The sequence below is a fragment of the Demequina lutea genome (genome assembly GCF_013409005.1).
Taxonomy (GTDB): domain Bacteria; phylum Actinomycetota; class Actinomycetes; order Actinomycetales; family Demequinaceae; genus Demequina; species Demequina lutea.
In genome coordinates, this window is sequence record NZ_JACBZO010000001.1 from 922,752 (window position 1) to 947,619 (window position 24,868).

Sequence of the window (24,868 nt, forward strand, 5' to 3'; positions counted from 1 at the left end):
CTCAGCGCGGTACGGGAACGGACGCGAGCACGCTGTCCAAAACGCTTGTGGCCGTGACACCTTCGAGCTCGGCCTCCGCACGTAGCTGAATTCTGTGGCGAAGGGTCGACCCGGCGAGGGTCTTCACATCGTCGGGAGTGACGAACGTGCGGCCCGATAGCCAGGCCCATGCGCGCGAGGTGGCCACCAGGGCGGTTGCCCCACGCGGCGAGACCCCGAGTGATGTCGAGGGCGCGGAGCGGGTCGCCCTGCACACGTCGGCGATGTACCCGAGCACGGCGTCGTCTACCCGCACGCGTGCCACCTCGGCGCGTGCGGCGGCGAGCTGCTCAGCGGTGGCGACGGGGTGGACCCCGGCCGCCGCGAGGTCGCGCGGGTTGAAGCCGTTGGCGTGGCGACGCAGTACCTCGATCTCGATGTCGCGTGGCGGCAACGGCAGGTCGATCTTGAGCAGGAAGCGGTCGAGTTGAGCCTCGGGCAAGGGGTACGTGCCCTCGTATTCGACGGGGTTCTGGGTGGCGATCACGAGGAACGGATCCGGAAGCAGTCGCGGCACGCCGTCGATGGTCGCCTGACGCTCTTCCATGGCTTCCAGCAGCGCGGACTGCGACTTGGGTGGCGTGCGGTTGATCTCGTCGCCGAGGAGCAGGTTGGTGAAGATGGGGCCCTCGCGGAAGTGGAACTCTGCGGTGCGGGCGTCGTAGACGAGCGAGCCGGTGATGTCTCCCGGCATGAGGTCGGGCGTGAACTGGATGCGCTTGGTGTCGAGGGCCAAGGACTGGGCCAGCGCGCGCACGAGAAGCGTCTTCGCTACGCCGGGGACGCCTTCGAGCAACACGTGGCCGCGGCACAACAGCGCGATGACGAGGCCGGTGACCGCGGCGTCCTGGCCCACGACGGCCTTGCCCACCTCGGAGCGAATGTTGGCGAGGGTGGTCACTAGATCGGAGTACCGCGGCGCCTCGGGCCCGCGCGGCCCCTGGCTCGGCCCCTGGCTCGGCAACTGGCTCGACTCCGGGCTCGGCTCAGGGCTCGATACAGGGCTCGGCGAGGTCGGCAGTGCATAGTCGGAATGGTCGGTTCCGACCGCAGGCTGGAATGCCGGGCCTGCCGCGCCTTCGTGTTGCGGGGTCTCGGGTGTCTCGGTCACGTGGGATCAACCTCACTTTCAAGGGCGTCTAGGCGCCGTACCAAATCAAGCATGGAGGCCTCGTCGCGTGGCGGCGGGCCGAAGATCAGGAAATCTACCGTTGCGGCATCGGTCGCCGATGATGCGGCCACGGCGGACGTGATGGTGGCACGGTCCGCGTGTGGGCCGAGGCCCAGGCGTTGTGCGAGCCGTCTGGCCGAGCCGGCGCGCAACGCGGCGGCGGCGTGCCCAGAAGCGCGCCCTCGCCGGTACAGGCGTGCACGCCCCGTGGTGGCCTCCGAGGCGGGCACCACGACGGGAAGAGGCTCGGTGACGAGCGGGCCCAGGCGTCGGCCCCTCCACAGACCCGCCATGAAGAAGGTGAGGGCCGCCGCGAGTGCTGCCGCGTTGACCCAAGCGGGCGCCCTGAGAACGACGCCGCTCTGGCCGTTAATGCCCAGAGTCGACGTGTCGTAGGGGGTACCCATGTACCAGTCCAGGTGTTGCGTGCTACCGAGCAGGTTGAGCGCGAGCGACGCGTTGCCCTCGTCGGCAAGATACTGGTTGGTCAGAAACTTGGGTGCGCCGATCACTGTCATCGGGCTCGCACCGTCGCGAGTGACCTGCAGCATCATGGAATCCCCGGTGGAAGGGGTCGCGTAGCAGGTGGTCACGGACGGCGTCTTCCACATCGTCGCGTAGCGCCCGCCGGGAGCGTTCAGGTCGCCGGCTCGCTGTACCGCCGGCACCGAGCAGTCTGCGGAGACGATCGCGGAAGACGCGTCTGCGGCGGGTACGGTACTTGGCACGATGGTGGGCACGTCGTAGTCGCTGGGTGCCAGCCAGATCACCGGGCCGGGCCAGGCAAGGATCGACGTGATCTGATCCGTGTCCAGGATCGAGTAGCCAGCGATGACGAGCGTGCCATCCGCGCCCAGCGCCTTGGAAGCTCCCGACAGGGTCGAGGACTCTGTCACTTCGACGCCTTGCTGGCGCAGAATCTCGGCGAGAGCCCGCGCGCCCGCCGGTTGGGCATTGTTGGTGCTCAGCGGCGCGGTCGACGTCGGCGCCTTGGTGAAGACCAGGAACGCGAGAACCAGCAACGCCACCACCACCAACGTGATGATCCACCCGAAGCGCCGCCAACCGCTGCGGGCCGCGGCTCCCGCTGTCGACCCATCTCCCAGCACAAACCCTGGAGGCAAGGTATGGAGCGTCATGATGCCACCAGGTGGACCGCGCGAGTTCCCCGCACCACGGCCTCGAGGTCCTTCATGCGTGAGGAGTCCTCCGCCGTTCCGACGCGGTGGCCGTAGCGGAGCGCATCGAACGTCTGGGCGGCTGCGCGGAGCTGGGCGAAATGTAGGTTGATCGAGGCGGCGATGTCTATGGCGGCCTCGCGAGCGGTGCGGCCCGCGCGATCGTCAATGACGACGCGCTCTTCGCAACCTCGCACGAGCGCGCGAAAGTATTCGAGTGTCGCCGCGGTGTGGTCGCCAGCTCGGGAGGCCGCTTGTGCGGCGTCACGGATTTGCTGGGCCGTACGGGCATCGTCGGCCAAGAGCACCGCGGTGCCTCGCCGCCGCCGCTGCTGAGCCGCGGGAATCGCAATTCGGGTGGCGATCACGATGAGCGCGATCAGCACGATCGCGCCGAGGAGGTAACCCACGGGCGGTATCGAACCTCCCGAGCCCGCGTTGAGCAGCTTATTCATCAGGTCCGAGAACCAGCTCCCGAGCCGGTCTGCGAGAGACTCGCCGTGTTGGTAGATCGACTTGGAAAGCTCATCCTGGGCCCATTGTCGAGCGGTGTCCGGATCGGGCGTCACCGGAATCGAGAAGCGCATCTACGCGCCCTGGCGAACTGAGGCTTGGGCGAGCACGAGGTCAAATCCTTCACGTCGCATCCGCTGATCGGTGTAGACCACGGCCGTCACCGACGCGACAAACACGGTGGACGCCAACATGCCCACGTACGACGCGACGGCCAGGACCACGAGCATGAGGCCGGCGGGAGGCGAGTCGGAGTTGAGGAACATGAACGGCATGATCATGTACACGGGAGCGGAAGCGAAGCTCTGAATGAAGCTCGTGATGATGGTCGCCACCAACAGCACCGAGAGGATCATCCAGAATCGGCCCGTGGTGAGGCGCCACGAGCGACGCATCGATGCGACCGGACCAAGGCGTTCCAACACCGACGCGGGCAGGGTGATCGACAACTTGATTCCGAGCCATACGAACAGGACGATCAAGCCCAAAACGCCGAGGAGGCCGACGACGATCGCCAGCCACGTTGCGACAAGCGCGGACACGATGACGAGGCCGGCGACGACGGCATAGCCGAGCAGGATCGCGAGCAACATCAGCAGTGTGATGGCGAGCACGGTTGGCATGCGCCGCATGGACCGCTTCCAGGCGTCGCGAGGGGTGATCACGTCGCCGATGACCGAGCGGCCCACCGACACCGAACTGATGACGGTGACCATGGTCAACAGGAGCGTCGCGACAAGGTAGCCCGCCACCATGCTGATGATCGAACCGGGGGAGAACGTCTGGCTGTTCGCGGAGGTGTCAAAGGAGAAGGCACTGCTGAAGTACTGGTAGCCGAGCCCGAACATGGCCACCGTGGCCGCCAACGTGACCGCGCCGTTGAGACCGATCATTACCTTGGGGTTGTGGCGAAGAGCCTTGATGCCGCCATCGAGAATCTGGCCAAAGCCGAGCGGCCGCAGCACGATGATTCCCGGCTTGTAACGCGAGTAAGCGTCGGCCGCGTTGGGGCCGGCCGGCGGGTAGGGGTACTGCTGGCCAGTCGCGGCGCCGGCAACGGGATCGTTCGCCTGCCATCCGCCATCGGGCGTTGGAGGCATGGGGGCACCGCTGCCCGCCGTCTCGGGAGAGGCCCAACCTTGTGGCCCGCCTTCGGGAGAGGCCCACGCCTCGTTGCCCGACGCGCTGTTGTCGGCCATGTCCCCTCCTCGCTGATGTCTTGCCCATCTTGCCACGCGCGCGCACGCCGACGGGAGCCATTCTTGCCATGTTTGCGACGACGCATGCGGAGTGCGTGGCATCATGGCGCTATGGTCGCGAAAATCTTGGTGGTCGACGACGATCCCGCCGTTGCCGAAATGATCGGCATCGTCCTGCGCGCCGACGGATTCGATCCGGTGTTCTGTGACCATGGCGACCACGCCGTCGCGATCTTCAGGGCGGAACAGCCGGACGTCATTTTGCTTGACCTGATGCTGCCTGGTAAGTCGGGCATCGACATCTGCCGGGAGATCCGCGCAGAGTCCGGAGTGCCCATCATCATGCTCACCGCAAAGTCGGACACGGTCGACGTGGTTCTGGGCCTGGAATCGGGCGCGGATGACTACATTCCCAAGCCATTCAAGCCGCGCGAACTCATTGCGAGGGTCCGCGCCAGGCTGCGCCGCAATGACAACGGTGCTCCCGGTGTGGTGCGCATCGGCGAACTTGAGATCGATGTCACGGGCCACAGGGTGGCGCGCGACGGCGAGGTCATCCAACTGACCCCGCTGGAGTTTGACGTGCTGGTGACCCTCGCGAGGCACCCGGGCCAGGTCTTCACGCGCGAGGTGCTGCTCGAGGACGTGTGGGGATACCGCCACGCCGCCGACACCAGGCTGGTCAATGTCCACATCCAACGCCTGCGCGCCAAGATCGAGCGTGACCCCGAGAACCCCGAGATCGTGCTCACCGTGCGAGGGGTGGGATACAAAGCAGGCGGCTACACGCCGTGAAGCCCACCACGCGCGCCGTCGGGATGATGTTGCGTGCGCCGTTGCGCACCTTGTGGAGGCGCTGGACCAGGTCGATGCTGCTCAGGGTCGTCACATCCACGCTCGTGGTGGGACTGGTTGCGGTTGCGGGTATCGGCGCCTACGTTACGACGCAGATTCGCGACGGGCTTGTCGACAAGCGGGTCGAGGGAATCCTGTCCGAATCGGCGAGCGATGTCGCGGGAACCCAGGCGGCAATCGAGGCGTCGACGGCGGAGACCCCCGACGAACTGCAGCGACTCGTGAACGACCAGTTGGCGTCCATCCAGCTGGGCGCCGTCGGGCGTAGCGTGGCGGTGCTGAGGGCGCCGGGGAACACATTCCCCGTCTTCCTCACCACATTCGGTTTATCCCAGTCCGGCTCGCCGCTCGATTCCGCGATCTCGCAGTCGCTGCGCGAGTCGATCGTGCCCGGCGGGTCTCAGTTCTGGCAGTTCGCGGTCATGCCAGGAACGGATATCCCCGCGGTCGTCGTCGGCGCGCCCCTCAGGGTGCGATCTGCTGGAGACTACGAGCTGTACTTCGTCTACTCGCTGGCGAATGAGCAGGCCACGCTGGGCCTGATTCAGAACGTGCTCGCACTCGGGGCGGGCGTGCTCGTCGGCCTCGTCCTCTTCATGACGTGGACGGTCACCCTCCAGGCGGTGCGGCCGGTGCGCACGGCGGCCAGGATCGCATCGCGGCTGGCAGACGGGCACCTTTCGGAACGCATGCGCGTGCGCGGGAATGACGAGATGGCGACCCTCGCCACCACGTTCAACGACATGGCGAGTTCGCTTCAGCGCCAGATCACCCGCATGGAGGACCTGTCGCGGCTGCAGCGCCGCTTCGTTTCCGACGTCTCGCACGAACTGCGTACGCCCCTCACGACCATTCGCATGGCATCTGACGTCCTGCACGAACACCGCCGCGAGTTCGAGCCCTCCGTCGGCAGGTCCGCGGAACTTCTCGCGACCCAACTTGACCGCTTCGAGTCCTTACTGGCCGACCTACTGGAGATCTCGCGCATCGACGCGGGAGCTGCCCAGCTCGAGTTCGAGAACCACGACCTGGCAGAGGTGGTCCGCTACCAACTCGAGGGCCTGGTCCCCGCTGCAGCCGAGCAGGGAATCGAGCTGAGGCTTTGGGTGCGCGAGGGAGAAAATACTGCGTCGATGGACGTCCCGCGCGTTGGCCGCATCATTCGCAACATCCTGTCCAATGCGATCGAGCACGCCCAGGGCCAGCCGATCGACGTGGCGGTCGCGTCGAGTTCGCGCACCGTAGCGGTCGTGGTGCGCGACTATGGCGTGGGACTCACTCCATCTCAATCCGCTCGGGTCTTCGACCGATTCTGGCGCGCAGATCCCGCCCGTGCACGCACGATGGGTGGCACGGGTTTGGGTCTGTCGATCTCGCGCGAAGACGCCCAACTTCACGACGGCGCTCTTGAGGCGTGGGGCAGCCCAGGGAAGGGCGCATCGTTCCGGCTGATGCTCCCGCGCCGTTCGGGAGGGCTCGGGGTGAGGGAACCCTTGCCGCTCAACATGGACGTCGACGACTTCCCCGCCGTCGCACAGCGCGTCACACTTGGCGTAGAGGAGTTGGACCGATGAAGCGTCTCATCGCTGCCACGCTCGCATGCCTCGCGCTCGCGGCCTGTTCCGCCATCCCCACCTCTGGTCCGGTGGAAAAGGGTGTCACGGATGTTTCGGCCCCCAATGACTTTTCGCCGATTCTTCCTGGTCCCACACCCGGCGCCACGCCTACCGCAATCGTGCAGGGATTCCTGACGGCGGCTTCGGGCGGCTCCGTGAACGGTTTTGACGTGGCCAGGGAGTATCTGACTCCCGCCGCCAGCAGCGGTTGGGATCCGCTCGCGCAAGTCACGGTCTTCGACTCCAGGGAGGTCTTCCTCGGCTTTGATGAGGCGAAGCGCACGGCCACGTACAAGGTTCCCGTTGCGGCGCGGGTAAACGCGGACGGCGTCCTTGTCGAGGCGTCGTCCGACGAGCAAAGCACCCTCGAATTCACCGTCACGACCGACAACGACGGCAACTCGCGCATCTCGGGTCTCGACGACGGCATCGTCATGTCCGCGGCGGACTTCGCCCGCTACTACCGTCCCGTCAAGTTGCTCTTCGTGTCGAAGGACAACGCCACGCTCGTTCCCGAATTGCGGTGGTTCCCCAGCAACGACCAGATCGCGACTGCTACCGCCCGCGAACTCGTCAAGGGGCCGTCCCCATGGCTCGCCGATGCGGTAAACACCGGCTTTCCTCCCGGCTCCTCGCTCAATGTGGATGCCGTCGTGGTCGAGAACGGCGTGGCGAAGGTCACGCTCGCCGCGGGCTCGGCTGGCGATGCGGCACAACGGTCGCTCGCGGCGGAGCAGTTGCGCCTGACTTTGACGCAACTCCCGTCCGTTCAAGAAGTTGTCACGACCGTCGGGGCTTTGCCACTTGCGGGTGACGACTCCGCTGCCCCTAAGGTCGCGGCCCTTCCCGACGAGCGTGCCGCGGTGATCGCGGACGGGCGGCTCGGCATGTGGAATGGCGACAAGGTGGAGGTCACACCAGCCGATGTGGGAGTGGTCCCTGTTGGGGCGAGCGGGCTGGCTCTCTCGTACGACGCCAAGAGGGTGGCCATGGTTGTCAATGGCTCGATCGTTACGTCGACCGCGTTGTCGGACGCGCATGTGCTTGAGGCTCCACCGGCGAACCCGGACGCGCCCGGCGGCCCCGTCGTCCCCACCAAGACGATCGTGGAGGGCCGCAACCTCGTGGCGCCCTCATTCGACCTGCGCGGATGGTTGTGGACGACCGAGACGCTCTCCGACGGCACGATCACGGTCGCGGGGCCGGACGGCGCCGTGACGCAACTCGCGGCACCCCAATTGGAGGGCCGGACGATACAGGCGCTTGCGGTCTCGCGTGATGGCGCGAGGGTGGCCGTACTAAGTCGCGCGAGCGGGGTGCAGGTCCTCGAGGTCATGGCCGTCGTGAGGGGAAGCGCGGGCGAGCCGCTCGCCCTCGGCGCGACGCTAGCGCTTGGCCCCGCAGTGCCGGACTCCATTGACCTCGCGTGGCTCGATGACGTGTCCGTCGCCGCACTAGGAGCCGATTCCAGCCGCATCTCGGTAGTGGCGGTGGGCGGCTGGACCACCGATGTGACGGCCCCGGTCGGCGCGATGTCCATTGCGGCCCGAAACGGCGTGCCGACCTTGTTGGCCGTGGGCGAGGGCGACACTCTCGTCGCCCGTTATGGGAACGACTGGAAGATACAGGCATCGAACGTTTCGGAAGTCGCGTTCGCGGGCTGACGTCGTCCCCAGGCTCTAGGCGCCGCGCACATCCGCGACGCCAGCGCGCGTGGCGCCGGTAGCGGCGCCCAGGGCGCATCGTGGGGTCATGGTTGAGGTTGGCCGCGCCACACTAGGCGAACCGATCCGCGCGGTGGAGCGTGCCGCGCGTGACATCGCGCGCCTGATCGTGCCCGTCTCGTGCCCCGGCTGCGGGGCGCATGACGTGCGCTGGTGCGATGACTGTGCGTCTGCGTGGTGGGAGGCGCCGCTCCGGTCCGAGTCGCTGTCCCCGCGACTTGATATCGAGGGTAGGCCGCCACTCCCCGTCTGGGCGATCGCCGAGCTCGCGGGCGCTAGCCACTCGATGATTGTCGCGTGGAAGGACGGTGGCAGGAGGGACCTCGATCGCTTCTTCGCCGACGCGGCAAGGAGGGCCGCCGCACACATCGCACCCGCATTGGACCGAGGGCTCGTTCACGCCGGTGCGCCGATTGCGGTGGTTCCCGTGCCCGCTCGTGCGGCGAGCACCCGAACGAGGGGAATCGACCTGCCGCTGATGCTCGCCTCGGCGGCGGCACAGGGCCTGCGCGCAGGGGGAGTCGATGCGACCGTGCGCCCCGTTCTCGGCATCGGCAGGGGGGAGCAGCGGGGTGCGAGCGCGAAGCAGAGGTGGCGACAGGCATCATCGCTGCGGGTGACTCGGGATGTGGGACCGCCCGCCACGGTGCTCCTGGTAGACGACGTGATGACCACCGGTGCAACTCTTGCGGCCGCGGTTCGTTCCCTTGACGTGACATTCCTCACCGTAGGAGCCGGTTTCTGCCTCGCCGCCGCACCACCTTCTGGCGTAAGGACGCGCGGGGCACTATCGTGAAAAGACGACTTTCCCGTCGCACCTTCCGAGGCGAAGAGGGGGTGATGCAGAGGGCGCGCAGAGGCGCCGACATCATCACCCGTTGTGCCACGTCATAGCGTGGCAACTTCCGAAGGAGCACCTCTCATGGACATCGCCATTGTGGGACGCCACACCAAGGTCAACGACGACATGCGTGGGCGAATCGCCACCAAGATGGAGAAGCTCAGCGCGCTCGCGCCTCTGGCGACGAGGGCCGAGGTCCACGTGGTCCACGAGCGCAACCCCAAGCTCTCGACCGATGCCGAACGTGTGGAAATCACGCTTCATGGCCGCGCAGTGGTGCGCGCCGAGGCGTCGGCCGAAGACAGGGTTGCCGCGCTAGAGCTGGCCACGATTCGAGTCATCGAGCAGTTACGCAAGCTCCACGAACGGAGGGCCCACCGTCATCAGGGCAAGGCCGATATGGCGACCTTTGCGATGGCCGACATGACCGCCGCCCAAGCTGCTGCTGCGGCGTCAGAAGTCGAAAGCGTTGAGGCGTGGGACGGGCAGCCAGCCTCGTCCGTGCGCGAAATTCCGCTCGATGGCACGCCCATCATGATCCGTTCCAAGGTGCACAGCGCGGAACCCATGAGCATCTCCGAAGCGATCGACCAGATGGAACTTGTGGGACACGACTTCTTCCTGTTTCTCGATTCAGACTCGGGCATGCCAAGCGCCGTTTACCGCAGGCGCGGTTGGACCTACGGAGTGATCCAGCTTGATCAGGTCGCCGCCGAGGTGGAGAGGGCAAGCGCCTAACCGTCACGCGAGCGGGGCCCGTCCGGGAGGGCGGGCCTTCGCCGTGTCCGGTGGCGGTCGCCGGCACGACCGCGTGTCATGGAGGTGCTCTTCTGACCAGATTGCAGGCCGCACCTCCTTTGTGGATACGATCGTTGCTCTACTCGAACCGGTGATCACCGCGGTGTGGGGCGCGATCGTTCTTGGTGAACGGCGCGGTCCAGTGGGAATCACGGCGAGAGCCGTTTTGGACGTGAACGCTGTGCCGTTGCGCCCAGAGCGAGACGAATCGGAGCCGATCCACGAACCGCCTAGGATGGTGGGCGGCCCCACGCAGGAAGGCGGGACAAGCATCGTGGCAGTCATTGATCGGATCATCCGCATGGGCGAGGGGCGCCAGATGCGCCGCCTGCAGCGCGTCGTGACCCTCACCAACGGCCTCGAAGAGGTCTACGCGGAGCTCACCGACGACGAGTTGCGCGCGCTTACTGACGACTTCAAGGAGCGGCACGCGAGTGGGGAGAGTCTTGACTCGCTCATGCCGGAAGCTTTCGCCGCTGTACGCGAGGCATCCAAGCGAACTCTCGGCCTGAGGCACTTCGACGTCCAGATCATGGGTGGTGCCGCGCTTCACAGCGGCAACATTGCCGAGATGAAGACCGGCGAGGGAAAGACGCTTGTCGCGACCCTTCCCGCATACCTCAACGCCCTGTCGGGCAAGGGTGTTCACGTCGTCACGGTCAACGACTACCTGGCGACCTACCAGTCCGAACTTATGGGGCGTGTGTTCCGCTTCCTCGGCCTTGACACGGGTTGTGTCATTGGTGGCCAGGATCCCGCGACCCGCAAGCGTCAATACACGGCGGACGTCACGTACGGCACGAACAACGAGTTCGGTTTTGACCACCTGCGCGACAACATGGCGATGGATCCCACCCAGTTGGTGCACCGCGGGTACAACTACGCGATCGTTGACGAGGTCGACTCGATCCTCATCGACGAGGCGCGGACGCCGCTCATCATCTCCGGGCCAGCCGCTGGCGACAACCTCACGTGGTACGTCGAGTTCGCACGCCTGGTCAAGACTTTCCAGCCAGACGTCGACTACGAGGTTGAAGAAGGCAAGCGCACGGTGGGGATCCTGGAGCCTGGCATCGACAAGATCGAGGCCGCTCTCAACATCGACAACCTGTACGACCCCGCGAATACCCCGCTGATTGGCTTCCTCAACAACGCCATCCGTGCCAAGGAGCTTTTCAAGAAGGACCGCGAATACGTGGTCCAAGGCGGCGAGGTGCACATCGTCGACGAGCACACCGGCCGCATGCTGGCGGGGCGCCGCTACTCCGAGGGACTGCACCAGGCCATTGAGGCCAAGGAGGGCGTGGCGATCAAGGCGGAAAACCAGACGTACGCCACGATCACCCTGCAGAACTACTTCCGCCAGTACGACAAGCTGGCGGGAATGACGGGTACGGCTCAGACCGAGGCCGCCGAACTGAGTTCGACGTACGGGATGGTTGTCCTGCCCATCCCCACGCACAAGCCGATGATTCGTGCCGACGAGTCGGATCTGCTCTTCAAGTCGGAGCAGGCCAAGTTCAACGCCATCGTTGAGGACATTCTTGTCCGCCACAAGATTGGCCAGCCCATCTTGATCGGTACGGTCTCCGTCGAGAAGTCGGAGGCGCTCGGTAAGGAATTGCGCAAGCACGGCATCCCTCACAACGTCCTCAACGCCAAGCACCACGCGACCGAGGCCGCGGTCGTTGCGGAGGCCGGGCGTAAGGGCGCCGTGACGGTTGCCACGAACATGGCTGGCCGTGGCACCGACATCATGCTCGGCGGAAACCCTGAGTTCAGGGCCGTCGAAGAGATGCACAAGCGGGGCATCGACCCGCATGACCACCCCGAGGACTACGAGCGGGAGTGGGCGTCGGTCTTCGAGAAGGCCAAGGCGGAAGTTGCCGCGGAGCACGAGGAGGTTCTCGCTGCGGGCGGGCTCTACGTGTTGGGTAGTGAGCGCCACGAGTCGCGACGCATCGACAATCAGTTGCGTGGACGCTCGGGTCGCCAGGGAGACCCCGGTGAGTCACGGTTCTATCTGTCTCTCGAAGATGACCTGATGCGGATGTTCCAGTCGGGCCTCGCGGCGACCATGATGAACTCCGCCGCGTTGCCGGATGACCTGCCGATCGAGTCCCGGATGCTTTCGCGCGGTGTGCGAAGCGCGCAGGCGCAGATCGAGGGCCGCAACGCCGAGATCCGCAAGAACATTCTCAAGTACGACGATGTCGCCTCGTCGCAGCGCACGATTATCTACGGCGAGCGTCGGCGCATCCTCAATGGCGAAAATCTCCGCGATCAGGTGCGCGACTTTGTTGACGATGTCGTCGGCAATTCGGTCACGTCTTCGACGGCGGTGGGCACGCCCGATGACTGGGATATGGATGCGATGTGGAAGGACCTGCGTTCCGTCTATCCCGTGTCGCTCACCCCGGAAGAGCTGATCGAGGAGGCGGGTGGGGTGCGGTACTTCACTCAGCCGTTCCTGGTGCGCGAGCTCACCGCTGACGCACGTGTCGCTTACGAGGCCGTCGAGGAACGCATCGGCGTGGACCTCATGCGCCAGGTGGAGCGTCAGGTGTTGCTGCAGGTGATCGACCAGAAGTGGCGCGAGCACCTCTATGAGATGGACTATCTCAAGGAGGGAATCGGTCTGCGCGCTATGGGTCAGCGTGACCCGTTGATCGAGTACCAGCGCGAGGCACACCAGATGTTCGGCGCGATGGCCGACGCGGTCAAGGAGCAGGCGCTTCAGGTTCTCTTCCGTGTGGAAAAGCGCGAGACGACCCCCCCGCCCGTTCTTGACGCGACTGCCGCTGCAGCGACTGCGTCCAAAGCCCGCAACGCCGCGGATGCGCCCGCGGCTTCCGGAGAGAAGCCGATGGCACCCGTGACGCGCCAGGCTGGGTCTGCGGGTCGAAGCACTTTTGGTGCGGGCACCGCCACCGGTGGCGGTGCGGTCAGGTCGTCGATGGGTGCGCTCACATACTCGGGGCCCTCGGATGACGGCTCGGGCAAGGCTGTGACGGCCAAGGCGGGCGCCGCGAAGGCCGATGCCGACGGTCGCACCTTCCCTGGCACCGCCAAGAACGCTCCGTGCCCGTGTGGGTCTGGCAAGAAGTACAAGGCCTGTCACGGCAAGAACGAGGACTGAGTCTCTCGCGAACTGCCTAGTTAGCCGAGGTCGACGTCAGCCGACGTCGAGCGCGGTGACGAGCCATCGTCCCGACACTGCCTCGAGGCGCATGGCCAAGGCGTGAGCGACATCTCCCTCTGTGGCGACCACGGCGGCCTCGACCGCCGTGGCGCTGACCCTGCAGAGGCGCACTCTCGCGACGGAGACCTGGCCGCGCGCGGTGTATTTGGCCCTGCGTGAAAGGGACTGTTGCCGCAAGAGCGTGGTGCGCAGGGTGGGCGTGATCCATCGTGCGAGGCGATCGATCCCGTTCGCACCCAAGGCAATATCGAGGGCGGCTTTCGCCACGGTGCACACCAGGGGGGTGGGGTCGCCCAGGGGGCCTCGCTTGACGTAGGCCGCAGGGATCGCGCGCTGAGGTGCAACCGGCGTCAGCGGCGCGTGCGCGCGGGAGTAGGGCGCAAGGTCTTGGGGGGCGGGGGCTTGCGGGGCAGGGGCTTGCGGGGCAGGGGCTTGGGGGGCGGGGGCGTAGAGAGGGGCCGCGACCGCCACGGCGGTCATGAGCCGAGTCCTGCGGGGACTAGCAGTGCGGTGCCCGGTTGGATGAGCGACGGATTGTCGCCGATCGAGCCGCGGTTCGCCTCGTAGAGTTCCGGCCACGCCGCAGCGATCTGGGCCGCGCTTGCCTCGGCCCCAAGGAGGGCCTCCGTGATGCGCCACAACGATTCGCCTGGTTGAACGATGTGAGTGCTCGACGCCTGTGCGGAGGTCTCTTTCGACGCAGCGTCCGCCTCGACCCAGCCGACGGCGAGGGACGCGGGCGCAGGGTCGGCCACCACGGAAACCGGCGCCGCTACCCATCCCGCAGACGTGCCTTGCGTTGAGCCTCCGTCTGCGGCGAGCGCTGGCGCGGCGAGTCCCGCCGACATGCTCAGTCCGAGTGCGGTCGCGGTCACCTTGGTCCATCCCTGGGGGGAGAAGGCGGTGAGCGCCCTGGGAATCGCGCGCCCACCCCGCCACACGGCACCGAGGAGCATTGCGTAGCCGGTGAGCGCCAGGTACGCGGCGATGGTGGCGCCGACGGCCGCCGCGAGAAGCGTCAGGCCGTCCTCGAGCGCGACCCCAGCATCGGCAACATACGCGGGATGCATCCCCTCCCACATCACCACGGCGACCCGCCCCAGTACGTAGGCGATCGCGGGCATACCCCCCACGGCAACCAGGGCCACTGCCCTCCCGATGCTCCTCATTTCCCCTCCTCAGACCATTAAGCGTTATTTGATGCTGTTTGATGAAGATAGATATACACGAAAGGGCTTTGGTTGTCGAGGCGTGCCGCTCTCGGGTGTGGAGAAAAGGTCCCGTAGCGTGGTGTGATGCGCTGGAATGACCTCTTTGCGGACCTCGAAGCTCAGATGAGCGCGGCCGAGCGCGCCCAGTTCCAAACGGAGGTTCAGGACCTCACGAGGTCCGAGAGGGCGGGCATCGAGCTCGCGGCCCGGTTGGTGAGCGCGAAGGGCCGGACGATCGGGCTCACGTTGACCGACGGCGAGACGGTGAGGGGCGTGCTTGTCGACGCGGCGGCGCAGTGGCTGCTGCTGGGGGCGACGGGTCCGCAGACGCTTGTTCCAGTCCGCGCGATCGCCTTGGTGTCGGGGCTGCCCCCGAGAACGACGGAGCTGACCGAGGTCGAAAAGCGGCTAGGCATCGGCCATGCTCTCCGGGCGCTCGCGCGCGACCGCGCAAGAGTCATCGTGGACACGGTTGCTGGTTCGACGGCTGGTCTCGTGGGAGTGGTGGGCGCGGACTTCATCGAGGTGTCGACGACCGTAGGTGCATCGGTCGCAGTGCCGATGGCGGCAATCACCAGGGTGCGCGCTGCGGGTTAGTGCGCGCTGCCAACTAGTGCGCGCTGCTGGCTAATGTGCGCTGCGGGTTAGCCCGACATGCGGTTATTCGGAGCTGCCCGCCTGGATCTTGTCGCGAGTGGCCTGGTATTGCCGCGCGATGTAGTTTTCGAGTTCGACGGCCTCGACTCGCCACTGGCCCCTGCCCCCGACTTGGATCGCGGGGAGTTCGCCGGAACGCACGAGGGCGTACGCCTGGGGTGACGAAATGTTGAGAACTTCTTGAACATCGGGCAAGGTGAGGAAGCGCGGCGCCATGCACCCATTGTGTCATTGGGAGACGACAGGGGTGAGTTATCCACACCCACTTGGCGCGTAGGGCGTGATCCGGCAAGATGTCAGGCACGTTGAGAGGGGGATTCACATGGTCGACGCACCGGTGGCGGGCAGGCTGAGAAGGCCGGGGTGGCGTGATCCGCGCCTCCTGATAGGGCTGTTGTTGATGGCGATTTCGGTGACGGCGGTGACGGCCGTCGTGAGATCCGCAGACGAGACCTCCCCGTATTTCGCGGTGCGCTCGACACTGACTCCAGGCTCGGTCGTCACTCGCGACGACGTCCGGGTGGTCCGGGTGCGCCTCGATGGCGGCGACTACGTTGCGGCGGGGGAGGAGCCGTGGGGAAAGGTCGTGACTCGCGTCGTAGGGAAGGGCGAATTGCTGCCCTCTGCGGCCCTGGCCGCGGCGGATGACTTCGATGCGCGGACCATTGCGGTGCGCACCTCGCTTCCCCTTGCGGACGGGATTGACGCCGGCTCGGTCGTCGATGTCTACCTCACGAGCGACGGCGCCGCACCCAAGACGAGCGTGGTCGCGCGCGGGCTCACCGTGGAAGCGGTTGAGCATGGCGGAGGGTCGTTCTCAGGGGCAACGATCGAGACCGTCTATGTGGTGGTCCCCCCGGGGGGCATCGAGGACTTGTTGGACGCGCTCGCGTCGGGCGGCGGGATCTCCGTGGTGGGCCTCGCTGGCGGCGGCGCGTGAGCATCCCCGTTCTCATTGCGGTCCGTGGTGCGCGGGAATCCGCGATCGCGGCGATCGTCGGTGCGGCTCCCGGGCTGCAGGTCGCGCGCCGCTGCGCCGACCTGAGCGAGGCTCTCGCCGCCGCTCACGCGGGGTTGGGCGCGGTGGTGCTCGTCTCGGAGCAGCCTCATCTGCACCGTGGGACGGTCGCGGAGTTTGCCGCGGTGGGAGTGGTCGTGGTGGGCGTCCCGTCGGCCGCCGACGCGGCGGACCACTTGCGCGGCCTCGGCATCAGGGACTTGATTTCGGCCGATGCGGATGCCGCCGCTCTTGCCGCCGTGGTGACCGGCGCGGCGCGGCGCGTGCCAGACAGGGACCTCGCGGCGGCATCGGCCGCGCAAATCCCCACCCTAGCTCCCGTGACGCGTGGGGCCGTGATCGCGGTGTGGGGCCCCGCAGGGGCCCCCGGAAGGACCACGCTCGCGGCGGCGATGGCCTACGACCTCGCTCAACGGGAGTCCGTGATTCTCGTCGACGTCGACACGTACGGCGGCGCAATCGCTCAGACCTTTGGCCTGCTGGACGAGGCCCCGGGGATCGCGGCCCTTGCGCGCGCGTCGCTGCATGGCACCCTCACCGATGAGACGGTCGCGCGGCATGCGCTGTCAGTGTCACCGGGGCTGCGGGTCTTGTCCGGGATTACCAGGCCGGATCGTTGGCCGGAGCTCTCCCCGTCCGCGCTCGAGCCCGTGTGGGAGCTGTTGAGGAGACACGCGGCGGTGACGATCATCGATTGCGCCTCGCCGCTCGAGTCGGATGAGGAACTGCAGTACGACACCCGTGCGCCGCAGCGGAACGGCGCGGCGCTCTCCGCCCTGGCCGCCGCCGACGTCGTGGTGGCCATTGGGTCTGCGGAGCCCGTTGGCCTGCAGCGACTGGTGCACGGGCTCGCCGCGCTCGAGGCGGTGGTGCCGGAGGCGACCACGCCGCGGCTCGTGGTGGTGAACAGGGTGCGACCGTCCGTTGCGGGCGTGCGACCGCGCGAGGCGGTGGCCGATGCCTTGCTTCGCTACAGCGGGGTCCAGAAGGTGTGGACGGTCGGCTGGGATCCACGCGCCTGCGATGCCGCGGCGCTGGCGGGCCAGGCGCTTGGCGAGCGCGCTCCGCGGTCTGCGGCTCGGAGGGGGATGCAGGCGGTCGCGCTTGCCGCGAGGGCGATGGCGCCCGCCCACGCTGCCTCGGCGCCGGTGTCGAGGTAGCCCGCGCTCGGATAGCCGGCGCTCGGGTAGACAGTCGGGACGGTCCCGCGCGCCGCCGCGCGCTCTTAGCCGCCTCCGGGTGACACTGGGGTCATGAGGGTCTACATTCCAGCAACTGTCGATGACTTGGCCCTCCAGACCTCGGGCCAGTGGGAGCCCGAGTTTGCCTTCGCGGTGACGGAGGCCTGGCGCGATGCCTCCGACGCCCTTGACGAGGACGAGCTCGCGGAGGCCGCGATCGATGCCGCCGCCATGGAGTCTGGCCTCGAGTTGGGTTCCCGGTTGCGCGCGGTGATTGCCGCAGACGTCTCCAGGGCCGACGCGGTGGTCGACCCCAAGGTGCATCCCGGGGCCGTGCGGATCAACGGCAAGTTGTCGCCGGCGTCGGTCGCTTGCGTGTTCCTCGATGAGGACGATGCGGCCGGCGATGTGGCAGCGGCGCGCGGAGGCGATGAGGCCGCGCTCGAGCGCCTGGCCGACCGCACGCTGCTCTGGTATGACCTGGCCGAGGTGCTGGGGAACTAGCTGGCCATGTGGTGCCGGGCACGTGGTGCCGGGTACGTGGTGACCCACTGCGGCGCAGAGAGCCCGCCACCGGGTACGTGGTGACCCACTTGCGGCGGGCGGGGGCTAGCGAGGCGCGAGGATGCTCAGGACCTTGTCGTGAAGGATCCCGTTCGTCGCCAACGCGTCGCCGCCGAAGGGCCCAGGGGTGCCGCCGAGTGAGGTGAACATCCCGCCCGCCTCGGTGACGATCGGAACCAACGCGGTCATGTCATGGAGGGCGAGCTCCGGCTCGCAAGCGATGTCGACGGCTCCCTCGGCCACCAGCATGTAGCTCCAGAAGTCACCGAACGCCCTGGTCCTGGCGGTGGCGCGCGTCAAATCCAGCAGCGGCTCGAGCAGGTCCCTGTTCTCCCAGCCGATGAGCGAGCTGATGGAGACGAAGGCATCGGCGAGGTCCGAGGTGCCCGAGACGGAGATGCGGCGCGGCTCCTGCGGGTGGCCGGGCATGGTCGTGACGGTCCACGCGCCCGAGCCTTGGGCCGCGTACCAGCGGCGGCCGAGGGCGGGTGCGCTCACCACGCCCACCACGGCGACGTCGTCGACGATCAGGCCGATGAGTGTCGCCCATGCCGGGACGCCGCGTACGAAGTTCTTGGTGCCGTCGATGGGGTCGATGACCCAGCGGCGTGGGGAGTTCAGCTTCTCTGTGCCGGTGGTGACGCCAAATTCTTCGCCGACGATGGTGTCGGCCGGGCGCTCCGCCAGCAGGCGGTCCCTGATGAGTTCCTCGGCGGCGCGATCGATCGCGGTGACGGGGGTGTCGTCGGCCTTGAACTCGACGGCGAAGTCGCCGAGCGATCCCGCGATGGTGAGCGCGTCCACAGCGTCGGCGAGGCTCAGGGCAAGGGCGAGATCGTCTTTGTAGGACATGGTGCCAAGGGTAGTGGTTGGGGTCGCAGTCGAGTTGGCGCGTCGGGCGACAACGACACAAATGGTGGCTTTGATGGGAGTCGCTGCGACGCCCAGGGCCAAGCCTCATCACGGAATGCGTCGAGGCGACCTAGAGGCGCAACCCAAGCGTCGGCCGCATCCGGAGACGACAAGAGGGGCCAGGCGCGCTGAGCGCCCAGCCCCTTTCGCAATGAACGGAACTACTTGCGGTTCGCCTTGTAGTACGCGATGAGCGCCTGGGTCGAGGCGTCCTGCGCGGCGAGTGCGGCGTCGTCGCCCTCGACGGCGGGAGCGATCTGCAGGGCCAGCTGCTTGCCGAGCTCCACGCCCCACTGGTCGAACGAGTTGATGCCCCAGATGACGCCCTGCGTGAACGTGATGTGTTCGTACAGTGCGATCAGCTGACCGAGCACGGCCGGGGTCAGGGCTGGGGCGAAGATCGACGTCGTCGGACGGTTGCCCGCGAAAGTGCGGGCCGCGACCAGGGCGCCCGTGGTGCCCTCGGCCTCGACCTCGGCGGCGGTCTTACCGAACGCGAGGGCCTTGGTCTGCGCCAGGAAGTTGGCGAGGAATAGGTTGTGCACGTCCTGCTCGCCATCCTTGAGCGGGTACGCCGGGTTGGCCACCGCGATGAAGTCGGCGGGGATGAGGCGTGTGCCCTGGTGAATGAGCTGGTAGAACGCGTGCTGGCCGTTGGTTCCAGGCTCGCCCCAGAAGATTTCGCCCGTCTCGGTGGTGACGGGAGTGCCGTCCCAGCGCACCGACTTGCCGTTTGACTCCATCGTGAGCTGCTGCAAATAGGCAGCAAAGCGGTGCAGCTGCTGCGCGTACGGGAGTACGGCGTGCGACTGCGAGCCAAGGAAGTTGACATACCAGACGTTGAGCAGTCCCATGAGGACGGGCACGTTCTCGGCGAGCGGTGTCTCCGCGACGTGGCGGTCAACGGTGTGGAAGCCCGCGAGGAGCTCGCGGAAGACGTCCGGGCCCAGCGCGATCGCGAGCGACGTGCCGATGGCCGAGTCGACCGAGTAGCGACCGCCCACCCAGTCCCAGAAGCCAAACGCGTTGGCCGTGTCGATGCCGAAGGCCGCAACCTTGTCGAGCGCGGTGGAGACGGCGATGAAGTGGTGCGCCACGGCGTCGGCCCTGGAAGCGTCGTCGCCGGAAATGGTGCCCGCGGCCGCCAGCGAGTCCCACAACCAGTCGCGGGCGAGGCGAGCGTTGGTGAGGGTCTCGAGCGTGGTGAAGGTCTTGGACGCGACGATGAATAGCGTGGTCTCGGGGTCGAGGTCCGCGGTCTTCTGCGCCATGTCGGTGGGGTCGATGTTGGACACGAAGCGCGCGGTGATGCCCGCGGTCGCGTACGGCTTGAGCGCCTCGTAGACCATCACGGGGCCCAGGTCCGAGCCGCCGATGCCGATGTTGACGATGTGCGTCACCTTCTTGCCGGTGACGCCCTTCCAGTCGCCGGAGCGGACGCGGTCGGCGAAGGCGGTGATCTTGCCAAGCACGGCCTGCACGTCGGCGTCAATGTCCTGGCCGTCGACGACCAAGGCGGGGGAGGTGCCCGCGGGGCGGCGCAGTGCGGTGTGCAGCACGGCGCGGTCCTCGGTCGTGTTGATGTGTTCGCCCGCGAGCATCGCGGCGTAGCGCTCGGCCACACCCGTCTGCTCTGCCAGGCGTACGAGGGACGACAGGATCTCGTCGGTCACGAGGTTCTTCGACAGGTCGACGTGGAGGTCGCCCAAGGTCAGGCTCATGCGCTCCACGCGGCCGGCGTCGGCGGCGAACCAGCCACGCAGGTCGGGAGCGAAGGCGGACTTGTGGGCCTCAAGCTCGGCCCAGGCGGCCGTGGAGGTGGGATCGATAGGTGCATTCACGGTTACCAGGCTAGGCGCTTTTGGGGGCCCGATGTGCGGGACCTCCGCAACAAGATCCCGCAAGACAAGCCGGGCCGAGCCCGTAGGTCGAGCCAGCTCTCTACTGAGGGCCCACGTGCAGGACCGTGAGCACTGGGGCGCCCGCCTCGTCGGAGGCGTCGAGGTCCACCGCGGCGACGATCGCCCAGTCGTGGTCGCCCGCTGGGTCGTCGAGCACCTGTCGCACCAGCCACGTACCCTCCGGCAGCGCGCCGTCGGTCAGCGCCCCATCAGGAGCGGCCGCGAGGGCCGCACGCGCGCCGCCCCCCGCATGGTCGCCGCCCGGCTCCACGAACGTCACGAGCGCGGCCGAGCGCGCATCGGGGCCGATGCCGATGGCGTGGTCGCCTTGCGCCTCGAACAGGGGATCGAGGGCCTCGCGCCACGCGTTGCCATCCCACCGCGCGCCGTCCCCTCCGGCGCCGTTCAAACCCGCCGACCCGTCGAGCGCGCCAAGGGCGGGGTAGTTCTCGCGTGCGGCGAGCTCCACGCGGCGGAACATGAGATTGCGCACCAGTCGGCGCAGCATGGTCGGGTTGCCCGACATCGGGCGGAGAGGGGCGGGTGGGGCGCCGGCGGCGGGATCCGCCTCGTCGCTCAGCACGGCGTCGGGGTTCATGAGGCGCTCCCACTCGTCCAGCAGCGACGAGTCGGTCGCGCGCACGAGCTCGCCAAGCCAGGTGGTGATCGCCAGGACCTCCTCCGTGCGGTGCTCCTCAGGGACGGTCTGCCGCAGCGCGCGGTAGGCCTCGGCGAGATAGCGCAGCACCACGCCCTCGGTGCGCTCCAGGCCGTAGACCGAGACGAGTTCGCCAAACGTCATGGCCTTCTCGAGCATGTCGCGGACCACTGACTTGGGGGACAGCTCGGCGTCCAGGAGCCACGGGTTGGTGCGGCGGTAGGCGAGGAAGGCCGGCTCGAGGAGGTCGGCCAGCGGCCGCGGCCACGTGACCTCGTCGAGCAGGGCCAGGCGCTCTTCGTACTCGATCCCGTCGGACTTCATCGCGGCCACGGCCTCGCCTCGCGCCTGATACTGCTGGGCCATGAGGATCTGGCGCGGGTCCGACAGGGTCGACTCGATCACGGAGACCACGTCGAGCGCGTGGTCGGGCGCCTCGACGTTCAGCAGATCCATCGCGGCCAGCGCGAACGGGGATAGGGGCTGGTTGAGCGCGAAGCCACGCGGCACATCGACCGTGAGGCGCAATGAGGGGCGCTCGCCGCGGGGGTGGGTCGCATCGGGCACCCTGATGCGCTCGACGACGCCGGCGATGCGCAGCGACCTCGCGATCCTGAGCGCCTGGCGCACGTGCGCGGATTTCTGGGCGGGGGTGTCGTGCACGGCCGCGAGTAGGTCGCGCATCGCGAGCACGGGGTCCTGAGCCTCGCGGTCCAGCCACGGGTTCGCGATGCCGCGCGACAGGACGTTGAGCACCATCGCGTGGGTCACCGCGAAGCGACTGACGAGCGCCTCGGGGGGCGCGTCCCGCAAGCGCTCGAACGTCGCATCGGTCCAGTTCACTGCGCCCGCGGGAGCGCTCTTGCGCACGATCTTCTTGCGCTTCTTCGCATCGTCGCCCGCGTTGGCGAGATTCTTGCGATTCGCGATGACGTGCTCGGGCGCCATGACAATCACGTCGCCCTCGGTGTCAAAGCCCGCCCGCCCCGCGCGGCCCGCGATCTGGTGGAACTCGCGCGCGCTGAGGTGACGCATGCGCTCGCCGTCGTACTTGACGAGAGACGTGAACAGCACTGTGCGGATCGGGACGTTGATGCCAACGCCCAGCGTGTCCGTGCCACACACCACCTTGAGGAGCCCCTGCTGGGTGAGGACCTCCACGATGCGCCGGTACTTGGGCAGCATTCCTGCGTGATGGACGCCGATGCCTGCGCGCAAAAACTTGCTGAGCGTCTTGCCAAAGCCGGTGCCAAAGCGGGTGTCGCCAAGAGCATCGGCGATGCGCACCCGCTCCTCCTTGGATGCGACCTTGGTGCTGAGCAGCGCCTGCGCTCGCTCCACGGCGTCCTTCTGGGTGAAGTGCACGACGTACACGGGGGCGTGCCCGGTCTGGACCAGCCGCTCGATCACCTCGGGCAGCGGCTCGACGACGTACTCGAAGGTCAGCGGCACGGGCCGCTCGGCAGTAGTGACCTGGGCGATGGCGCGGGTGCCGCGACGCTGGAGATCCTCCACCAACCAATCGGTATCGCCAAGCGTGGCCGACATGAGCACGAACTGTGCGTTCGGCAGCTCAAGCAGCGGCACCTGCCACGCCCACCCGCGCTGCGGATCCGCATAGAAGTGGAACTCGTCCATCACCACGAGCGAGGCGTCGGTCGCGGCGCCATCGCGCAGCGCCAGGTTCGCCAGGATCTCCGCGGTGCAGCAGATGATCGGGGCATCGGCGTTTACAGCCGAGTCGCCCGTCATGAGGCCCACATTTGCCGTGCCGAACAGCTCGATCAGCGCAAAGAACTTCTCGCTCACGAGCGCCTTGAGCGGCGCCGTGTAATACGTACGGCCGCCCGTGCCCGCCCGATGCGCCGCCAGGGCGGCGAAGTGCGCGCCCGTCGCCACGAGTGACTTCCCGGAGCCCGTGGGCGTCGCGAGGATCACGTGCGCGCCGGAGACGATCTCGATGAGAGCCTCGTCCTGATGTGGGTACAGCGCCAGGCCCTGGTCCGCAGCCCAGCCGGAAAACGCCTCGTAGAGGGCGTCAGGATCGGGGCTGGCGCCGGCAGCGGTGTCGGGCAGGAGGTCCAGCAGGGGCGCGGTGGTGGGAGTCATCCGAGTCGAGGTCGTCGGTGTCGAGGTCGTCGGTGTCGAAGTCATTGGTGCCATTGTCCCGCCCGCACGTCCGCCGCGCGACCACCGGTAGCAACGACGTTGCCGGGCGCAGATGCACGAAACCCCGCCGATGCCTGGGCATCAACGGGGTTTCGCGTGCGGCCGTTCCGCGGCTATGGGCGGCGGCACGGGCTAGCGGATGTCGTAGACGGAGGTCGCCTCGTTGGCGGCCTGGATCTCGGCCTGAATCTGCTCGGGGAGGCTGGCGTAGGCGTTGGTGCTGCTCCTACGTGCGAACGAGGACAGGAACTTGGTGATCATGGGGCTCTCCTTCGTGTTGGTGCTGGTGTGGTGCACCGGGAGCCTGCACGTGGAGGCCGGGCTACCGGGGCCCCACGTTGGGACAAAAAACTCGCCATGGCTGCCGCGGAAAGCGACGTTGCCATAGCGAGTGGGTGGAAAAGAGACTGCACTTACGCCAGTCTCAACGGTGGGGACCGCCGACGCATTCCAGCATCGTCACGCCCCCGGGCGCGGTGGACTAGCGGATGTCGTAGACGGAGGTCGCCTCGTTGGCGGCGTGGATCTCGTCTTGGATCGCCTGCGGGAGGTGCGAGAAGCCGTTGTCGCGACTCGTGGTGGTAAACGCTGACAGGAACTTGGTGATCATGTGACTCTCCTTGTGCTGGTGTGGTGCACCGGGAGCCTGAACGTGGAGTCCGGGCTACCGGGGCCCCACGTTGGGAACAAAAAAACTCGCCATGGCTTTGCGTCGATGTCGACATTGCCATAACGAGTTACAGGTAACAGATTAGCACCCTGCGGGTGGCATGTCACGGTTTCTTGCCACCACAAGGCCCCTCTGAGAGGTCCAGAACCGGTTCAGCATTGTCCTCATTTCCGCGGCCGATGCATCGGCTCCGAAGGCCTCCGCGCCGGGTTCGAGCATCACGCCGTTCGCGAGCGGGCCGGCGGGCACCGGGTCGAAGCCCATGGCATCTACCAGGTGCGATGCTTGGGCCATGTCCTCCTGTTGGTCGGCGGCGACTGCCAGAGCGCGGCGCTCAGGGTGGCCCGCCGGGCGAGCCAAATTCTCGAGCTCCCACACGCTCGCGTGATTAAATGTTTTCGCCAAGCGCGAATCCACAAGAAATTTCTGCAAAGTCTCCGATGTGGATGTTTGTGGGTCCGAAAACTCGGGCCGGACGCCGTCGAGTTCCCACCAGTAATTCATGGCATCAATCACGAGCTTTCCCGCGAGGGCAGTGGCGGGGAGCGTCCGGTACTTGCCCAAGGGGATCGCCAGGATGACGATGTAGGCGCTACGGGCGGCCTCCTCGGCGGTGACGGCCACTGCGCCGGGGGACTCCGCTGCGATGCCATCCGCGAGGGACGCCGGATCCCCGGAACCCGCGATCAGCACCTCTAGGTCGGCGTTGCGAGCCAGACGCGCCAGGGCCATTCCCACGCGCCCTGCGCCGAGTATGCCGAGAACGCTCATGTCTTGATGGTAGGCGGGTA

23 protein-coding genes are annotated in these 24,868 nt (G+C 67.2%); 10 read left to right on the forward strand and 13 right to left on the reverse strand.

Going from position 1 to position 24,868, the window contains the following annotated elements; all coding sequences use genetic code 11:
• Window position 1: 1 nt before the first annotated feature.
• From BKA03_RS04520 to BKA03_RS04535, 4 genes are read right to left on the reverse strand one after another with little or no spacing between them, the layout of a single operon-like run.
• A complete protein-coding gene (locus BKA03_RS04520; RefSeq protein WP_083971288.1) occupies window positions 2-1,150 on the reverse strand; it encodes an AAA family ATPase in 1,149 nt (382 codons plus the stop codon).
• Window positions 1,147-2,349 (reverse strand): DUF4350 domain-containing protein, encoded by a 1,203-nt coding sequence (locus BKA03_RS04525; protein WP_062074450.1) that lies wholly within the window; start codon window positions 2,347-2,349, stop codon window positions 1,147-1,149. The genes BKA03_RS04520 and BKA03_RS04525 overlap by 4 nt, the downstream gene beginning before the upstream one ends.
• On the reverse strand, window positions 2,346-2,975 hold the full coding sequence (locus tag BKA03_RS04530) for a DUF4129 domain-containing protein (protein WP_062074449.1): 630 nt from the start codon (window positions 2,973-2,975) through the stop codon (window positions 2,346-2,348). The genes BKA03_RS04525 and BKA03_RS04530 overlap by 4 nt, the downstream gene beginning before the upstream one ends.
• A complete protein-coding gene (locus BKA03_RS04535; protein WP_062074448.1) occupies window positions 2,976-4,100 on the reverse strand; it encodes a DUF7847 domain-containing protein in 1,125 nt (374 codons plus the stop codon).
• A gap of 111 nt (window positions 4,101-4,211) precedes the next feature.
• Between BKA03_RS04535 and mtrA the strand changes: the two genes are divergently transcribed.
• From mtrA to secA, 6 genes are all read left to right on the forward strand, one after another.
• Window positions 4,212-4,895, forward strand: coding sequence for an MtrAB system response regulator MtrA (mtrA, locus tag BKA03_RS04540; RefSeq protein ID WP_062074447.1), 684 nt, complete (start codon window positions 4,212-4,214; stop codon window positions 4,893-4,895).
• Complete coding sequence (gene mtrB, locus BKA03_RS04545) at window positions 4,892-6,529, forward strand: MtrAB system histidine kinase MtrB (protein ID WP_062074446.1); 1,638 nt, start codon at window positions 4,892-4,894, stop codon at window positions 6,527-6,529. Before mtrA ends, mtrB begins: the two co-directional genes overlap by 4 nt.
• Window positions 6,526-8,235: an LpqB family beta-propeller domain-containing protein gene (locus BKA03_RS04550; RefSeq protein ID WP_062074445.1), complete on the forward strand. Its 1,710-nt coding sequence runs from the start codon at window positions 6,526-6,528 to the stop codon at window positions 8,233-8,235. The genes mtrB and BKA03_RS04550 overlap by 4 nt, the downstream gene beginning before the upstream one ends.
• A gap of 88 nt (window positions 8,236-8,323) precedes the next feature.
• Window positions 8,324-9,091: a ComF family protein gene (locus BKA03_RS04555; protein WP_062074444.1), complete on the forward strand. Its 768-nt coding sequence runs from the start codon at window positions 8,324-8,326 to the stop codon at window positions 9,089-9,091.
• A gap of 126 nt (window positions 9,092-9,217) precedes the next feature.
• Window positions 9,218-9,874 carry a ribosome hibernation-promoting factor, HPF/YfiA family gene (gene hpf, locus BKA03_RS04560; protein ID WP_062074443.1) on the forward strand — a complete coding sequence of 219 codons (657 nt, stop codon included), beginning with the start codon at window positions 9,218-9,220 and terminating at the stop codon, window positions 9,872-9,874.
• A gap of 331 nt (window positions 9,875-10,205) precedes the next feature.
• Entirely contained in the window at window positions 10,206-13,073 is a 2,868-nt protein-coding gene (gene secA, locus BKA03_RS04565; protein WP_062074685.1) for a preprotein translocase subunit SecA, read from the forward strand.
• Window positions 13,074-13,109: 36 nt separating this feature from the next.
• On the opposite strand, the gene BKA03_RS04570 is transcribed toward secA, so the two are convergent.
• Both BKA03_RS04570 and BKA03_RS04575 read right to left on the reverse strand, forming a co-directional pair.
• Window positions 13,110-13,616 carry an Rv3235 family protein gene (locus BKA03_RS04570; protein ID WP_179397702.1) on the reverse strand — a complete coding sequence of 169 codons (507 nt, stop codon included), beginning with the start codon at window positions 13,614-13,616 and terminating at the stop codon, window positions 13,110-13,112.
• Window positions 13,613-14,305, reverse strand: a complete 693-nt coding sequence (locus BKA03_RS04575) for a LysM peptidoglycan-binding domain-containing protein (RefSeq protein WP_083972042.1) — start codon at window positions 14,303-14,305, stop codon at window positions 13,613-13,615. The genes BKA03_RS04570 and BKA03_RS04575 overlap by 4 nt, the downstream gene beginning before the upstream one ends.
• A 126-nt stretch (window positions 14,306-14,431) precedes the next feature.
• Between BKA03_RS04575 and BKA03_RS04580 the strand changes: the two genes are divergently transcribed.
• Complete coding sequence (locus tag BKA03_RS04580; RefSeq protein ID WP_062076067.1) at window positions 14,432-14,944, forward strand: hypothetical protein; 513 nt, start codon at window positions 14,432-14,434, stop codon at window positions 14,942-14,944.
• 63 nt (window positions 14,945-15,007) lie between these two features.
• Here the strand turns inward: BKA03_RS04580 and BKA03_RS04585 are convergent, their stop codons facing one another.
• Window positions 15,008-15,220: a helix-turn-helix domain-containing protein gene (locus tag BKA03_RS04585; RefSeq protein WP_062076068.1), complete on the reverse strand. Its 213-nt coding sequence runs from the start codon at window positions 15,218-15,220 to the stop codon at window positions 15,008-15,010.
• A 106-nt stretch (window positions 15,221-15,326) separates the two neighbouring features.
• Between BKA03_RS04585 and BKA03_RS04590 the strand changes: the two genes are divergently transcribed.
• The 3 genes from BKA03_RS04590 (at window position 15,327) to BKA03_RS04600 (ending at window position 17,707) form a co-directional block, all read left to right on the forward strand.
• The gene (locus tag BKA03_RS04590; RefSeq protein ID WP_062076069.1) at window positions 15,327-15,944 is read left to right on the forward strand and encodes a hypothetical protein; all 618 of its coding nucleotides are present in this window, start codon (window positions 15,327-15,329) and stop codon (window positions 15,942-15,944) included.
• On the forward strand, window positions 15,941-17,182 hold the full coding sequence (locus tag BKA03_RS04595; RefSeq protein WP_062076070.1) for a CpaE/TadZ family protein: 1,242 nt from the start codon (window positions 15,941-15,943) through the stop codon (window positions 17,180-17,182). The genes BKA03_RS04590 and BKA03_RS04595 overlap by 4 nt, the downstream gene beginning before the upstream one ends.
• Before the next feature lie 93 nt (window positions 17,183-17,275).
• The gene (locus BKA03_RS04600) at window positions 17,276-17,707 is read left to right on the forward strand and encodes a DUF6912 family protein (protein ID WP_062076071.1); all 432 of its coding nucleotides are present in this window, start codon (window positions 17,276-17,278) and stop codon (window positions 17,705-17,707) included.
• A gap of 105 nt (window positions 17,708-17,812) precedes the next feature.
• Here the strand turns inward: BKA03_RS04600 and BKA03_RS04605 are convergent, their stop codons facing one another.
• From BKA03_RS04605 to BKA03_RS04620, 6 genes are all read right to left on the reverse strand, one after another.
• The gene (locus tag BKA03_RS04605) at window positions 17,813-18,619 is read right to left on the reverse strand and encodes an inositol monophosphatase family protein (protein WP_062076102.1); all 807 of its coding nucleotides are present in this window, start codon (window positions 18,617-18,619) and stop codon (window positions 17,813-17,815) included.
• Between the two features lie 221 nt (window positions 18,620-18,840).
• Complete coding sequence (pgi, locus tag BKA03_RS04610) at window positions 18,841-20,520, reverse strand: glucose-6-phosphate isomerase (protein ID WP_062076072.1); 1,680 nt, start codon at window positions 20,518-20,520, stop codon at window positions 18,841-18,843.
• A 100-nt stretch (window positions 20,521-20,620) separates the two neighbouring features.
• A complete protein-coding gene (locus tag BKA03_RS04615) occupies window positions 20,621-23,347 on the reverse strand; it encodes a DEAD/DEAH box helicase (protein WP_062076073.1) in 2,727 nt (908 codons plus the stop codon).
• Window positions 23,348-23,539: 192 nt separating this feature from the next.
• Entirely contained in the window at window positions 23,540-23,668 is a 129-nt protein-coding gene (locus tag BKA03_RS15205) for a hypothetical protein (protein WP_257020106.1), read from the reverse strand.
• A gap of 220 nt (window positions 23,669-23,888) precedes the next feature.
• Window positions 23,889-24,017 (reverse strand): hypothetical protein, encoded by a 129-nt coding sequence (locus tag BKA03_RS15210; protein WP_257020107.1) that lies wholly within the window; start codon window positions 24,015-24,017, stop codon window positions 23,889-23,891.
• Between the two features lie 141 nt (window positions 24,018-24,158).
• The gene (locus BKA03_RS04620) at window positions 24,159-24,848 is read right to left on the reverse strand and encodes an NADPH-dependent F420 reductase (protein WP_062076074.1); all 690 of its coding nucleotides are present in this window, start codon (window positions 24,846-24,848) and stop codon (window positions 24,159-24,161) included.
• Window positions 24,849-24,868 lie beyond the last annotated feature (20 nt).

Excerpts from the sequence above, each read along its gene's own strand:
- BKA03_RS04525 (WP_062074450.1), bottom strand. The coding sequence starts at position 2,349 with ATGACGCTCCATACCTTGCCTCCAGGGTTTGTGCTGGGAGATGGGTCG.
- BKA03_RS04530 (WP_062074449.1), bottom strand. The coding sequence starts at position 2,975 with ATGCGCTTCTCGATTCCGGTGACGCCCGATCCGGACACCGCTCGACAA.
- BKA03_RS04535 (WP_062074448.1), bottom strand. The coding sequence starts at position 4,100 with ATGGCCGACAACAGCGCGTCGGGCAACGAGGCGTGGGCCTCTCCCGAA.
- mtrA (WP_062074447.1), top strand. The coding sequence starts at position 4,212 with ATGGTCGCGAAAATCTTGGTGGTCGACGACGATCCCGCCGTTGCCGAA.
- BKA03_RS04550 (WP_062074445.1), top strand. The coding sequence starts at position 6,526 with ATGAAGCGTCTCATCGCTGCCACGCTCGCATGCCTCGCGCTCGCGGCC.
- BKA03_RS04555 (WP_062074444.1), top strand. The coding sequence starts at position 8,324 with ATGGTTGAGGTTGGCCGCGCCACACTAGGCGAACCGATCCGCGCGGTG.
- hpf (WP_062074443.1), top strand. The coding sequence starts at position 9,218 with ATGGACATCGCCATTGTGGGACGCCACACCAAGGTCAACGACGACATG.
- BKA03_RS04570 (WP_179397702.1), bottom strand. The coding sequence starts at position 13,616 with ATGACCGCCGTGGCGGTCGCGGCCCCTCTCTACGCCCCCGCCCCCCAA.
- BKA03_RS04575 (WP_083972042.1), bottom strand. The coding sequence starts at position 14,305 with ATGAGGAGCATCGGGAGGGCAGTGGCCCTGGTTGCCGTGGGGGGTATG.
- BKA03_RS04580 (WP_062076067.1), top strand. The coding sequence starts at position 14,432 with ATGCGCTGGAATGACCTCTTTGCGGACCTCGAAGCTCAGATGAGCGCG.
- BKA03_RS04585 (WP_062076068.1), bottom strand. The coding sequence starts at position 15,220 with ATGGCGCCGCGCTTCCTCACCTTGCCCGATGTTCAAGAAGTTCTCAAC.
- BKA03_RS04590 (WP_062076069.1), top strand. The coding sequence starts at position 15,327 with ATGGTCGACGCACCGGTGGCGGGCAGGCTGAGAAGGCCGGGGTGGCGT.
- BKA03_RS04600 (WP_062076071.1), top strand. The coding sequence starts at position 17,276 with ATGAGGGTCTACATTCCAGCAACTGTCGATGACTTGGCCCTCCAGACC.
- BKA03_RS04605 (WP_062076102.1), bottom strand. The coding sequence starts at position 18,619 with ATGTCCTACAAAGACGATCTCGCCCTTGCCCTGAGCCTCGCCGACGCT.
- BKA03_RS04615 (WP_062076073.1), bottom strand. The coding sequence starts at position 23,347 with ATGACTCCCACCACCGCGCCCCTGCTGGACCTCCTGCCCGACACCGCT.
- BKA03_RS15205 (WP_257020106.1), bottom strand. The coding sequence starts at position 23,668 with ATGATCACCAAGTTCCTGTCCTCGTTCGCACGTAGGAGCAGCACCAAC.
- BKA03_RS15210 (WP_257020107.1), bottom strand. The coding sequence starts at position 24,017 with ATGATCACCAAGTTCCTGTCAGCGTTTACCACCACGAGTCGCGACAAC.
- BKA03_RS04620 (WP_062076074.1), bottom strand. The coding sequence starts at position 24,848 with ATGAGCGTTCTCGGCATACTCGGCGCAGGGCGCGTGGGAATGGCCCTG.